This is a genomic window from Desulfuromonadales bacterium (assembly GCA_035620395.1).
Classification (GTDB): domain Bacteria; phylum Desulfobacterota; class Desulfuromonadia; order Desulfuromonadales; family DASPGW01; genus DASPGW01.
Window position 1 is genome coordinate 19,225 of the sequence record DASPGW010000193.1, and the last position, 13,158, is coordinate 32,382.

At 65.7% G+C, this 13,158-nt stretch carries 12 protein-coding genes and 2 riboswitches; all 12 genes read left to right on the forward strand.

Annotation, left to right across the window (positions count from 1 at the left end):
• Positions 1–18: 18 nt before the first annotated feature.
• The 12 genes from VD811_10520 to VD811_10575 all read left to right on the forward strand — a co-directional run bounded on the left by VD811_10520 (position 19) and on the right by VD811_10575 (position 13,131).
• Positions 19–912: an electron transfer flavoprotein subunit beta gene (locus VD811_10520; GenBank protein ID HXV21406.1), complete on the forward strand. Its 894-nt coding sequence runs from the start codon at positions 19–21 to the stop codon at positions 910–912.
• A complete protein-coding gene (mftF, locus tag VD811_10525; GenBank protein ID HXV21407.1) occupies positions 909–2,342 on the forward strand; it encodes a mycofactocin biosynthesis glycosyltransferase MftF in 1,434 nt (477 codons plus the stop codon). Before VD811_10520 ends, mftF begins: the two co-directional genes overlap by 4 nt.
• 8 nt (positions 2,343–2,350) lie before the next feature.
• Positions 2,351–2,467: riboswitch (molybdenum cofactor riboswitch) on the forward strand.
• Positions 2,468–2,494: 27 nt separating this feature from the next.
• Positions 2,495–4,231, forward strand: a complete 1,737-nt coding sequence (locus tag VD811_10530) for an aldehyde ferredoxin oxidoreductase C-terminal domain-containing protein (GenBank protein ID HXV21408.1) — start codon at positions 2,495–2,497, stop codon at positions 4,229–4,231.
• A gap of 98 nt (positions 4,232–4,329) precedes the next feature.
• Complete coding sequence (locus tag VD811_10535) at positions 4,330–4,551, forward strand: hypothetical protein (GenBank protein ID HXV21409.1); 222 nt, start codon at positions 4,330–4,332, stop codon at positions 4,549–4,551.
• A 46-nt stretch (positions 4,552–4,597) separates the two neighbouring features.
• Entirely contained in the window at positions 4,598–5,233 is a 636-nt protein-coding gene (locus VD811_10540) for a hypothetical protein (GenBank protein HXV21410.1), read from the forward strand.
• Between the two features lie 3 nt (positions 5,234–5,236).
• Complete coding sequence (locus VD811_10545) at positions 5,237–5,461, forward strand: MoaD/ThiS family protein (protein HXV21411.1); 225 nt, start codon at positions 5,237–5,239, stop codon at positions 5,459–5,461.
• Position 5,462: 1 nt separating this feature from the next.
• Positions 5,463–6,281, forward strand: coding sequence for a HesA/MoeB/ThiF family protein (locus tag VD811_10550; protein HXV21412.1), 819 nt, complete (start codon positions 5,463–5,465; stop codon positions 6,279–6,281).
• 30 nt (positions 6,282–6,311) lie between these two features.
• A riboswitch (molybdenum cofactor riboswitch) is annotated at positions 6,312–6,431 on the forward strand.
• A gap of 75 nt (positions 6,432–6,506) precedes the next feature.
• Positions 6,507–7,733: a gephyrin-like molybdotransferase Glp gene (glp, locus tag VD811_10555; protein ID HXV21413.1), complete on the forward strand. Its 1,227-nt coding sequence runs from the start codon at positions 6,507–6,509 to the stop codon at positions 7,731–7,733.
• On the forward strand, positions 7,733–8,974 hold the full coding sequence (gene glp, locus VD811_10560; GenBank protein HXV21414.1) for a gephyrin-like molybdotransferase Glp: 1,242 nt from the start codon (positions 7,733–7,735) through the stop codon (positions 8,972–8,974). Before glp (VD811_10555) ends, glp (VD811_10560) begins: the two co-directional genes overlap by 1 nt.
• A gap of 13 nt (positions 8,975–8,987) precedes the next feature.
• On the forward strand, positions 8,988–10,928 hold the full coding sequence (locus VD811_10565; GenBank protein ID HXV21415.1) for a molybdopterin biosynthesis protein: 1,941 nt from the start codon (positions 8,988–8,990) through the stop codon (positions 10,926–10,928).
• A gap of 85 nt (positions 10,929–11,013) precedes the next feature.
• Positions 11,014–11,925, forward strand: a complete 912-nt coding sequence (locus tag VD811_10570) for a helix-turn-helix transcriptional regulator (GenBank protein HXV21416.1) — start codon at positions 11,014–11,016, stop codon at positions 11,923–11,925.
• Between the two features lie 396 nt (positions 11,926–12,321).
• Positions 12,322–13,131 carry a substrate-binding domain-containing protein gene (locus VD811_10575; GenBank protein ID HXV21417.1) on the forward strand — a complete coding sequence of 270 codons (810 nt, stop codon included), beginning with the start codon at positions 12,322–12,324 and terminating at the stop codon, positions 13,129–13,131.
• The last annotated feature ends 27 nt before the right edge of the window (positions 13,132–13,158 follow it).

Below are 13,158 nucleotides of genomic sequence, written 5' to 3' on the forward strand. Positions count from 1 at the left end.
TCCTTAAGGAGTAAAAACATGCCCAACAATAACCTCGATATCCTCGTCCTCCTCCGTGAGACCGCCGATCCCCGTCCCCCCGCCGGCATCCTCACGCGGGGCGCCGGCATCAGCGAGCGGGGGCTGCGGCGTCTGCCGAATCCGGCGGACCTGGCGGCCCTGGAGGAGGCCCTCTGTCTCAAGGACACGCTCGGTGCCCGGGTGACGGTGGTTGCCGTCGGTCCCGCCCGGCTCGACGACACCCTGCGGCTCGCTTTCGCCATGGGGGTGGACCGGGGGATCCGGTTCTGGGACCACGGCCTGGATGGGGGCGATGCCCTGGTCGATGCGCGCATCCTCGCCCGGATCATGACCATTCTCTCTCCTACCCTTGTCTTCACCGGCAACCGGCTGACGGACCGGGGAGACGACCCGGCGCCGGCCCTGGCCGCTGCGGTGCTGGGCATGCCGTGCATCGCCGCCACCGTCTCGCTCACGCTCAAGCAGGCAGGTGTCGAAGCGCTGCGCAAGGCGGACCGGGGCGCCCGGCAGTCGGTTGCGGCGCCGTTCCCCTGCACGGTCCTCTTCGAGGAGGAGAAAGTGCCACGATACCCCTCCATCGAGGCGGTCATCAAATCCCTGCTGGCGCCCGTCGAGGAATGGGTGCTGGCGGACCTGGGTCTCCCCTTCTGGGAGGTGGGCGCCACGGGTGCCAGTCTCACGACGGCGGAGTTCGGTCTTCCCCGCCCCGACCCGGTCCGGGTCGTGACTCCGGATCCGCAGCTACCCGCCTTCGAGCGGATACTCTCCCTGCTCTCCGGCGGGATCAAGGCCCGCGAGGGGAGGATGCACTCTCTCTCGGCCGAGGAGACGGCCGCGGGGCTCTGGAAGATTTTCTGCGAGGAGGGTCTGGCCCCGGGAGGAACCTCATGACCTACCGTCTGGCAGAGCACGTGGAACTGGTGGAGCGGGAGGGGGCAAGCTACCTGGTGGCCAAGACCCCTCTCTGCGCTCTGCGCCTGAACGGTTCGCTGGCGGAGCTCGTCAGGCGCGGGCTGGCCGGGCCGCTGACGCCCGCCTCCGCCGCTGAAACCAAGGTCCTCGAGCAGTTGGTCGCCAAAGGGTTCGTGGAACGGATCCGCAGCCTGGCCGAACAGCCGGCGGCACTTCCCACCGTCAGTGTCGTCATCCCGGTCAAGGACCGGGCGGAGGAGCTCGCCCGCTGCCTCGCTTCCCTCGCCCGGCTCGACTATCCGCAGGAGAAGCTCCAGGTCATCGTCGTCGACGACGGCAGCCGCGACGAATCGGCGCTGGTGGCCCGCCAGGCCGGCGCGCTCGTCATCCCCTCGGGGGGGACGGGGCGAGGGCCGGCGGCGGCGCGCAACGTCGGCGCATCCGTCGCGACCGGGGAGGTCCTCGCCTTCATCGATTCCGACTGCAGCGCCTCGGCGGGGTGGCTCGCCGAGTTGATCCCCGCCTTTGCCGATCCGCTCATGGTGGCCGTCGGCGGGCGGGTGGACGGCATGTGTACCGCTTCCGCCGTCGACCGCTACGAGGCGGTCATGTCGAGCCTCACCCTCGGTTCGCGGGAGCGTACGGGCAGCGGCGGAAACGACACCTTCTACCTGCCCAGCTGCAACCTGCTGGTGCGGCGGCCAGCCTTTCTGGCGGCCCGCGGCTTCGACGACAGCATGCACGTGGGGGAGGATGTCGACCTGACCTGGCGCCTGCGGGACGCCGGCTGGACCATCGCCTATCTGCCGGTGGGAGGGGTTCTGCACGAGCACCGCAGCACAGTCCGCTCCTTCATGTCCCGCCGTTTCGACTACGGCACCTCCGAGGGGCAGCTTCAGGTCCTGCATCCCCAGCGCCGCAAGCGGCTGGTCATCCCCCCCTTGCTGGCCCTCGTGCTGGCTCTTTGTCTTCTGGCTCCGTTGGCGGCGTGGTGGCCGCTGCTGCCGGCCGCAGGACTGCTCGCAGCCGACGCGGTAGTGGTCCGGCTGCGGATTGCCCGCCGGGGACTCCCCATCGGCCTGCCGGCCTTGCTCGCCGGGCGCCTGCGGGCCCTAGGCAGCCTGGTCTACTATCTCTGCTACCACTTGGTGCGCTACTACGCCGCCGTACTCATCGCCATCGCGCTGGCCCTTCCCCCGTTCTGGGCGGTGTTCGTCGGTGCTCTGGGGGTTGCCGCCGGCGTCGATTATGCGGTGAAAAAGCCGCGTCTCTCCTTCGTCCGTTTCGCCGGCATCTATCTGCTGGAGCAGGTTGCCTACGGAGCCGGCGTCTTCTGGGGGTGCCTGCGGCGGAAAACCTTTGCCTCCTACCGGGTGCTCATCCTCCGGCAGGCGGAGCTTTCGGTTTAAGATCAAGAAAATTTAAACATCTCCGAGTCTGCGCGCCTACAGGAATATCCCACGGTGACAGGCCAACGGGTTCTGCCGGAAACGGCAGGGCCTCCCTGGCGGAAAGGAGATTTTTTCAGCCACAATCAAGCGGGAAAGGAGAAACAAAGGGTATGGACAAGATTGCCAGAATCAACATGGGCGCGGCAGGCGGCCCGAAGGTGACGGTTGAGGACGTCGGTGAATATGCCGGACTCGGCGGCCGGGCACTGACCTCCCTGCTCATCGCCAAGGAAGTACACCCCCTCTGCCATGCGCTGGGCGCCGAGAACAAGCTGGTCATCGCCCCCGGCATGCTGAGCGGTACCGCCGGCGCCATGACCGGCCGGCTGTCGGTGGGGTGCAAGAGCCCGCTGACCGGCACCATCAAGGAGTCCAACGCCGGCGGCCAGGCGGCGCAGGTTATGGCACGGATAGGCTATGCCGCCATCGTCCTCGAGGGGAAACCGGAAGGCGACGACCTCTACAAGATCTACGTCAACAAGGATGGCATCCACGTCATCGTCGACAACAGCCTGAAGGACCTCGACAACTACCCGGTCATCGAGAAGCTGCGCAAGGAGTACGGTGACAAGGTCGCCTACATGTCGATCGGCACCGCCGGCGAGCGCAAGCTGCTGGCGGCCTCCATCGCCTGCACCGACCCGGAACTGCGGCCGACCCGGCACTGCGGCCGTGGCGGCGTGGGCGCCGTCATGGGCGCCAAGCGGGTCAAGGCGATCATCCTCGACGACGCCGGGATGAAGATGCGCCCGCCGAAAGACCCGGAGAAGTACCGGGACGCCAACCGCAAGTTCGTCGAGGGGCTGCGCAAGCACCCGGTCACCGGCGAGGGCCTGCCCGCCTACGGCACCAACATCCTGACCAACGTGCTGAACGAGGCGGGCGGCTACCCCAGCTACAACTTCAAGCAGGGACAATTCGCCGGCTCTTCCAATATCAGTGGCGAGTCCCAGGCGGCGCTGGAAGTCAAGCGCGGCGGCAGCGCCACCCACGGCTGCCATCGCGGCTGCGTCATCCAGTGCTCCGGCATCTACAACGACAAGGACGGCCACTACCTGACCAAGCAGCCGGAGTACGAGACGGTCTGGTCGCATGGCGGCCACTGCGGCATCGACGACCTCGACACCATCGCCCACCTCGACTTCCTGGACGACAACATCGGCCTCGATACCATCGAAATGGGGGTCACCATCGGCGTCGCCATGGACGCGGGAATTATCAAGTTCGGCGACCGCGAGGGGGCCATCCGCCTGATGGAGGAAGTCGGCAAGGGGACGCCGCTCGGCCGCATCCTCGGCAGCGGCGCCGCGGTGACCGGCAAGGTGTTCGGCGTCGAGCGGGTACCGGTGGTCAAGGACCAGGCCCTGCCCGCCTACGACCCGCGCGCCATCCAGGGGATCGGCGTCACCTACGCCACCACCACCATGGGGGCCGACCATACCGCTGGCTACGCCATCGCCACCAACATCCTCAAGGTCGGCGGCGACGTCGATCCGCTGAAGACCGAAGGCCAGGTCGAGCTCTCCCGCAACCTGCAGATCGCCACCGCCGCCATCGACTCGACCGGCATGTGCCTCTTCATCGCCTTCGCCATTATGGACCAGCCGGAGACTTTCCAGGCGCTGCTCGACATGCTCGGTTCCTTCTACGGCATCACCATGACCGGCGACGACGTGGTGGCGCTGGGCAAGCGGGTTCTCGCCGCAGAGCGGGACTTCAACACCCGCGCCGGTTTCACCAAGCATCACGACCGGCTCCCCCGTTTCTTCTACAACGAGCCGATTGCGCCCCACAACGTCACGTTCATGATGAAGGATGAGGAGCTGGACGAGGTCTTCAACTTCTAGTGGGGGATAAGGTGTAACAGCCCCTGAAATCCCGAACATTGCTGAATCAGGCGGGGCATCTCGCCCCGCCTTTTTTTACAGGCCGATCAGGAGGGAGCATGCTGCTGGAACAGTTGGTGGAAAATGCCGGGCAGCCCCCGGAGTATGACTGGGACGCCTACTACCGCTGGCTGTTCAGCGTGCTTGCGGGCCGGGAAGTCACCGGCTACAGTTTCTGGCAATGCAAACAATGCCTCACGGTCAATGTCGTCTACCTGCCGGCACGCTACGGAACCTGCCGCGGCTGCGCACTCATTCATCTGCCGAACGAGATGTGTTAAAGTAGGGTTGTCTTCCTTGCGGCGCTAGAAACCGGGAAAGAAAATCATGGCGCAGGAGAACCGCCGGCAGTCCACGGCAAGGCTTTCGCTTACCTTTGCGGATGGAATGCCGGAACATCTCAGCTGCTTTTTTTCGCTTCTGCAGCAAGGGTTCTGCATCAGGGTGCAGGTCGGCTGCGGTATCCGGGAACTGCTCTGCAGCCAGTTCGGCATCGACCCGGACTACCTGAAGCAGCGGATCACGACCATTTTTCTCAACGGCAAGCCGGTTGACGATACGGAAGCCAGCCGGATCGCCGAGGGTGCCACGCTGGCTCTTTCCGCCGCCATGCCGGGCCTGGTCGGCGCCACCATGCGGCGTGGCGGCTTCTATGCCGCCATGCGCGGTGCCATCACCCACCATGAATCGGCAGAAGGTGCTGAGGAAAAATACGGCACTATCAGGATCAAGTTGTTCAACCTGCTGATGGCCGAATTGGGGCCGGGTTTTCTGCGGCAGGGGATTGTCGTCCCGACTCCCGCGTTGGCGAATTTTCTGGCCGCGCAAGCTCCCGATTTCTGGGAGGGATGGAGCGAAATACGGCTGAACGGTAAACCGGTCGCAGCCGGGATTTTGCAAACCGGGGCATGGACTGCCCCGAGCGAGGAATTGACAGAGCTTTGTGTCCTCTTCGAGGAGTGAAACATGCAGGTTACGGTCAAACTGTTCGCGAATTTCCGTCACGGACGCTTCAACATCGAAGTCCGCCAATATCAGCCGGGCACCACCGTCGGGCAGGTCGTCGAAGAGATCGGCATCCCGAAGGAGGAGCTGGGCATCCTGCTCGTCAACAGCCGGCATGTCGGTTTGGACCGTGAATTGCACGACGGGGATACACTTGCCCTGTTCCCCCTGGTTGGAGGCGGCTGAGATGGAGGAACTCCGAACCTTTCTCGAAAAGCATGCAGACGGCGATCTGCTCGCCTGGCGGCATCAGGTGGCGGCCGCGAAGCACTTCGGCCTGAGCCTGGCCGAAGTGGAAACGGCGATCCTCGAAGCCGGGCTGCTGCCGGCACGCTACCAGCGCAACCGCCGGATGCTCTCGACGCTGCAGCAGCTCCAGCTGTTCCGCAGCCGGGTCGCCGTGATCGGCTGCGGCGGGCTGGGTGGTTACATTCTGGAACAGCTGGCCCGTCTCGGAGTGGGACATATTGTCGCAATTGATCCCGATGTCTTCGAGGAGCACAACCTCAACCGCCAACTGCTCTCCTCGCCCGCCATGCTGGGCCGCGCCAAGGCGGAGCTGGCGGCGCAGCGGGTGGCGGAAATCAATCCGGCGGTGACCCTCAATCCGGTGCGTGAAGCTTTTTCCCGGGAAAATGGCCGCGAGCTGCTTTCCGGGCTGGACTGCATCGTCGACGCGGTGGATAATGTAACGGCGCGCCTGGAGCTGGAAGCGGTCTGCAGCGAACTGAATGTTCCCCTGGTGCACGGGGCCATCGCCGGCTGGTATGGCCACGTCGCCACCATCTATCCGGGCGAAAACACCATGCAGTTGATCTATCGTCACTGGACGGGGGGCAAGGGGGTCGAGCAGCAATTGGGCAACCCCTCCTTTACGCCGGCCGTAGCCGCCAGTCTCGAGGTCGCTGAGGTGTGCAAAGTTCTGCTCGGGCAGGGGGCGCTGTTGCGCAACCGGAAGCTTGCCTTCAATCTGCTCGATATGGAGGTCGAGGAAATCCCTTTGTAGCAGGCCGGGTATTTTTTATAAGCCCTGGATATCCAAATAAATCTCCGAGCCTTCACGCCTAAAGGGTATGCGCCCCAAGGCGGCAGGCCAACGGGTTCCGCCGGAAACGGCGGCGCCTCCCTCTTGGAAAGGAGAACCGCTTGTCGCAGGATCGAAAGATCAGGAGTATCGCGAGGGCTCTTTCCGGAAGGGAAGAGCCCTTTTCGCTATGGAGCGCGCCCCAACATGGCAGTCACCTTTGAAGAAGCAAGAAGCCTGATTCTGGAAAATGTCGTGCCGCTCGCCACCGAGCGGGTGCAGCTTCTTGCCGCGGTCGGTAGAATTCTGGCCGAAGAGTTGCGTGCCCCCTGGGACCTTCCCGGTTGGGACAACTCGGCCATGGACGGTTACGCCGTGCGCGCCGAGGACTGCCGTGAGCCCGTGACCCTTGTCGTGGTGGATTACCTTCCCGCCGGCGGCAGCGCCGAGGGGATGGTCGTGCGGCCGGGGACGGCAGTGAAGATCATGACCGGCGCGCCGGTTCCGCAGGGCTGCACCGCCGTCGTACCTTTCGAGGCGGCGACGGAGGAAGGGGACAGGGTGCACATCCGGGACCGGGTGGAGCCGCGCAGCCACATCCGTTTCCGCGGCGAGGACCTCCGGGCCGGCGATCTCGTCATCCCTGCCGGCACCCTGCTGCGACCGCCGGAGATCAACATGCTCGCCGCCTTCGGCCAGGCGCAGGTTGCCGTCTATCGCCGGCCGCGGGTCTCCATCCTCTCCACCGGCGATGAGCTGGTGGAACTCGGCGAAGCGATCGCGCCGGGCAAGATCGTCAACAGCAACTCCCACTCCCTGGCGGCCGCCGTCATGGAGGCCGGGGGGGAGCCGGTGCTCCTCGGCATCGCCCGGGACAACCGGGAGAGTCACCTGGAGAAGCTCAGCGCGGGCCTGGCGGCCGACGTGCTGCTCACCTCCGCCGGGGTGTCGGCTGGCGACCGCGACCTGGTGCGCGAGGTTCTCTCCGGGCTGGGGGTGCGGCAGATCTTCTGGAAGGCGGCGATTCAGCCGGGGGGGCCCATCGCCTTCGGCATCCGGGACAGCGTGCCGGTCTTCTCTCTCCCCGGCAACCCGGTGGCGACGCTGATCACCTTCGAGATGTTCGTGCGGCCGGCGCTGCTGCAGATGCAGGGGCACGGCGGGGTGGTCCGGCCCACCGTCCGGGCGCGGCTGCAGGAGCCGGCGAAGAAGAAGCCGGGCCGGGTGCGGTTTTTGCGGGTGCAGGTGCGCGGCAGCGAAACGGGGCTGGTCGCGTCGAGCTCGGGGGACCAGAACACCGGCATCCTGCGCACCATGGTGCGGGCCAACGGCATCGTCATCCTGCCGGCCGAACGGGAATACTTCGCCGCCGGCGACGAGGTCGACGTCCACCTCCTCGATCCGATCTGGACCCTGCCGCAGGGGAGGGGCTGATGAGCCAGGGGTTTCTCAAGACCTTGAGCCGTCCGGAATTCCAGGCCCTGTTGCAGACCTTTTCCTGCACCGGGACGGAAATCGTACCCTTTCACCGGGCCCGCAACCGGGTGCTGGCCGAGGACCTGCTCTCCCCGGAAGACCTGCCGACCGGCCGTCGCTCCTCGATGGATGGCTACGCACTGCAGGCCGCCGACACCTTCGGCGCCGGCGAGAGCAGCCCCGCCTACCTCGACTGCAGCCGCACGCTGGAGGTCAACGAGTTTCCCGACTTCGCCCTGGTGCCGGGCCAATGCGCCTGGATCCCCACCGGAGGTTTTCTGCCGGCGGGGGCCGACAGCGTGGTGATGGTGGAATACACCCAGGAGATCGGCGCCGGTACCATCGAGGTCCGGCAGAGCGTGGCACCGGGGGAAAACGTCATGGAGCGGGGCGAAGACGCCGCCGCGGGCCAACTGGTTCTGACCGCCGGCAGCCGTCTGCGCACCCAGGAGGTGGGACTGCTGGCCGCCCTCGGCCTGGCCGAGGTGAGGGTGCACCGGCGCCCCCGGGTCGCCGTCCTCTCCACCGGCGACGAGTTGGTGCCGGTCGAGGGAACGCCCGCGCCGGGCCGCATCCGCGACGTCAACTCTCACACCGTCGCCTGCCTCGTCGAAGGGGCCGGGGGCGAAGTGCTCCCCCGCGGCATCGTCGGCGACGACCTGGAGCGACTGGCGCAGGCGCTGCAGGTTGCCTTGGAGCAAAGCGACGTGGTCTTTCTCTCCGGCGGCAGCTCCAAGGGGACGCGCGATCATACCATCGCCGCCCTGGAGGCACTCGCCGGAGCGGAGATCCTCTGCCACGGGGTGCGCATCAGCCCCGGCAAACCGACCATCCTGGCCCGGGTGGGAGAAAAAGCGGTGGTGGGACTCCCTGGCCAGGTCGGCTCGGCCCAGGTGGTGATGACCGTGCTGGGGCAGCCCTTCCTCCGCCACCTCGCCGGCGACCGCGAGGCCTTTGCCGAGCGGCTGCGGCCGCTGCACCGGGCGCGCCTCGCCCGCAACCTCGAATCGCGGCAGGGGAGGGAGGACTTCGTCCGGGTCCGCCTGGAGCCGGCCGCAGGCGGCCTCCCTTTGGCCCAACCGGTCCTCGGCAAGTCGGGGCTGCTGCGCACCCTGCTGCAGAGCGACGGCCTTCTCGTCATTCCGGCCGATGTGGAGGGCTTCCGGGAGGGGCAGGAAGTTGACGTCTGGATTCTCTGAGGAAAGGACGACCGTGTCGAGGCGCAATTTCTACCTGAAAACCATCCCGCCGGCCGAGGCCGTCGAAAAGGCCCGGGCCGCCCTCGACCGCGACCGGCTGGTGGGGACGGAGACCGTTGCCGTCTCCGAGGCCGCCGGCCGGGTCACCGCCGGCCCCGTCTATGCCCGCTACTCGGCCCCCGCCTTTCATGCCGCTGCCATGGACGGCATCGCGGTGCGGGCGGAAAAGACCTTCGCCGCCCGCGAAGGTAGTCCCCTGCGGCTGGAACCGGAGACGGACTTCCTGCCCGTCAATACCGGCGAGCCTATTCCTGCGGGGATGGATGCGGTCATCAAGATCGAGGAGACGGTCGAAACCGCCGGCGGCGCCGTCTTCATCGAAGCCCCCGCCTTCCCCTGGATGCACGTGCGGCGCATCGGCCAGGACATCGTGGCCACCGAGCTGATGCTCCCCCGGAATCACCAGCTCTCCCCCTACGACATCGGCGCCCTGCTTTCGGTCGGCGTCTGGGAGGTCGAGGTCCGGCAGCGGGTGAAGCTGGTCTTCATCCCCACCGGCGATGAAGTGCTCGACTTTACCCTGCGCCCCTCGCCGGGGCTGGGGCAGGTGATCGAGAGCAATTCCCAGGTCTTCTGTGCCCTGGCCCGGAGCTGGGGCGCCGAGCCCCGCCGTGTCCCGCCGGTGGCGGACGACCCGCAGGTGCTGCGGGCGGCGGTGCAGCAGGCCCTCGCCTCCGACGCCCAGGTGGTGGTCGTGGGGGCGGGCTCCTCCGCCGGCGAGCGTGACTTTTCCGCCGCGATTTTCGCCGAGCTCGGGGAGGTGCTGGTGCACGGCCTTGCCGTCAGCCCCGGCAAGCCGACCCTGCTGGGGGTGGCCGGCGGCAAGCTGCTGGTCGGGGCGCCGGGCTACCCGGGGAGCGCCATCGTCTGTTTCGAGGAGGTGCTGGCGCCGCTGGTCGCCTGGCTGGGACACGCCTCTGCGCCGGTGCGCGAGCGGCTGCCGGCCAGGCTGACCCGCAAGACCCCCTCCCGGCTCGGCACCGAAGAGCTGGTACGCCTGGCGGTCGGCCGCATCGGCGGCGAGGCGATGGCGGTCCCCCTGGGGCGGGGCCCCGGGATGATCACCAATCTCACCCGGGCCCAGGCCCTGCTGCGGGTCCCGGCCGCCAGCGAGGGGGTCGAACAGGACGCGAGGGTCGACGCTGAGCTGCTGGTGCCGGCTTCGGACCTCGACTCGGTGCTGGTGCATGTCGGCAGCCACGACAACCTGCTCGACCTGATCGCCGACGACCTGATGGGCCTGGCCGAACCCCGGCGCCTGGTTTCCAGCAACGTCGGCAGCCTCGGCGGGCTGACCGCCATCCGCAACGGTTCGGCCATGCTCGCCGGGACCCATCTGCTCGATCCCGAGACGGACGACTTCAACTTCCCCTTCCTGGACAAATATCTTCCCGGCATCGAAGTGTTGGTGGTCAACCTGGCCATCCGCCACCAGGGGCTGATCGTCCCGAAGGGAAATCCCAAGGGCCTGCGCGGGATCGAGGACCTCGCCCGGACGGATGTCTCCTTCATCAACCGGCAGCGCGGTGCCGGCACCCGCATCCTGCTTGATCATCACCTGCAGCAGGCCGGCCTGAACCCGGCCCGGATCAACGGCTACGACCGCGAGGAATTCACCCACATGGCGGTAGCGGTCAATGTGCTGAGCGGCGCCGTCGACACCGGCCTGGGGATCTACTCCGCCGCCCGCGCCCTGAGCCTCGACTTCGTCCCTCTGGCGCGGGAGCGCTACGATCTGGTTATTCCCAGCCGCTTCGTCGAGGACCGCCGCATTCAGGACCTGCTCTCCCTCCTGCAGCGGGAGGAATTCAAGGCCCGGATCGAGGCGCTCGGCGGGTACGAAACGCCCCTGACGGGCCAGGTGATGACGCCCGGGGTAGGGTTGGGCGGATAGACTTTTTCTTTCTCTTCCTCTATAGTTCCGGGCAGATCCTCATTTTGCCCGCGGAACCCTGCCGATTCTTGCAAGGAAGCCCGATATGGAAAAATTGCTCTCCACCAGAGAGGTCGCCGAATTTCTCGGGGTCAACGAGAAGATGATCTACACCCTGATCAACGAAAAGGGTCTGCCGGCGACCAGGATCACCGGGAAGTGGCTCTTTCCCAAGAATCTGGTCGAGCAGTGGGTGGAGAGCCGGACTATCAACTATCCGCGGCAGCCGGAGTCGGCGGTCCACGTTCCCAACCTGCTGCTGATCGCGGGGAGCAACGACATTCTGCTCGACCGCGCAATGATGCTCTTCCGGCGGCAGAACCCGGAGCATGCCGTCCTCTTCGGCAACCTCGGCAGCCTCGGCGGGCTGAAGGCACTGCGGCAGGGGCTCTGCCACATCGCCACCAGCCACCTGGCCCAGGAGAATGACGAGGAGTACAATTTCTCCTTCGCCGCCAGCGAACTGGAGGAACTCCCCGCCGTGGTCAACTTCTGCCGTCGCGAGCAGGGACTGCTGGTCGCCAAGGCGAATCCCCGTGACATCGGAGGGGTTGCCGACATCGGCGCCAAGGATCTGCGGATTGCCAATCGCCCGCTCGAAGCAAGCACGCGGCTGCTGCTCGATCGGGAGTTGCAGAAGGCCGGCCTCGACTGCCGCCACGTCAAGGGGTACGACCGCGAATTCCAGAGCCATCTGGAGGTGGGCCTGGAAGTGCTGGCCGGACGGGCGGACACCGGCCCGGGCATCCGTGCCGTCGCCTCCCTGCTCGATCTCGATTTCCTTCCCCTCGGGTGGGAACGTTTCGACCTCCTCATCCCCAAGGACGGCTTCTTCGCCAAGGGCGTCCAGCTATTTCTGGACATGCTCCGTGGCGGCGCCTTCCCACCCCTGGCCGAGGGCCTGGCCGGTTATGACCTGAGCCTGAGCGGCAAGATGGTCTATCCCCGGGGCCGCTGACGCGCAACTTCTCTACCGCAACATTCCTTCCGTCTCCTCTGAAAAGTAATTATCGGTTATTTCTTGTTTCCTTTATGCGCGGGAATGAGAGGGGGCCGAGCTTTTGTGTCGTTATTGCCCGGTGTGGACATTTTCCACGAGCCAAAACGATACAAAACGCCCCTCTTGCAACTCCGCCTGTTTTTCAATTCCTGCTGACGAAATGTAACTTGCTGTTTTTGCATGGATGGCACGCTGCGGCCGCGCCGGCATCCAAATTGCAAACCGAATTGTAAGATATAGTTATTTTTGGTAGCATTTAGTATCTTATCGTCTCTGAAAGAAGCCGGACGCTTTTGTTGGGTCCTTGGCTCGCCGATTCAGACAAAAGGTTCCACTATCCGAGAGGCCACTGAAATGAAAAAAATGCGCATCTTGTCGACGATTCTCGTCCTGTCGCTTTTTCTCGGCCAGGCCGCCGCAGCCGAGGAGCGGCTGAAGATGTCGACCACTACTTCGACAGAGAACTCGGGGCTGCTCAAGGTCCTGCTCCTCCCCTTCGAGCAGCAGAACGCCTGCAAGGTCGATGTCGTCGCCGTCGGCACCGGCAAGGCGCTCAAGCTCGGTGAGGCCGGCGACGTCGATGTGGTGCTGGTCCATGCCCGCAAGCTGGAGGACAAGTTTGTCGCCGACGGCTTTGGGGTGAATCGCAAGGATGTCATGTACAACGACTTCGTCATCCTCGGCCAGGCCGCCGACCCGGCCGGCGTCAAGGGAGCGAAGACGGCCGCCGAAGCGCTGGCGAAGATCGCCGCAGCGCAGGCCCCCTTTGTCTCCCGCGGCGATGAATCCGGGACGCACCAGAAGGAGAAGGAACTCTGGCAGGTGGCCGACGGTATCCCCAAGGCCGCCTGGTATGTGGAGGCCGGCCAGGGGATGGGCGAAGTGATCGTCATGGCGACCGAGAAGCAGGGCTACACCCTGGCCGACCGGGGGACCTACAACGCCTTCAAGAAGGCGAAGACCAACCTCGTGATCGTCTTCGCCGGAGAGAAGGGGCTGTTCAACCCCTACGGAGTGATTGCCGTCAACCCGCAGAAGCATCCGCATGTGAAGTACGACCTGGCGCTGAAGTTCATCGACTTCATCACCGGCCCGCAGGGGCAGAAGATTATCGCCGATTTCAAGGTCGACGGCGACCCGATCTTCTTCGTGTACGGCAAGTAATCCGCCACGGCGGATTTTACAGGAATT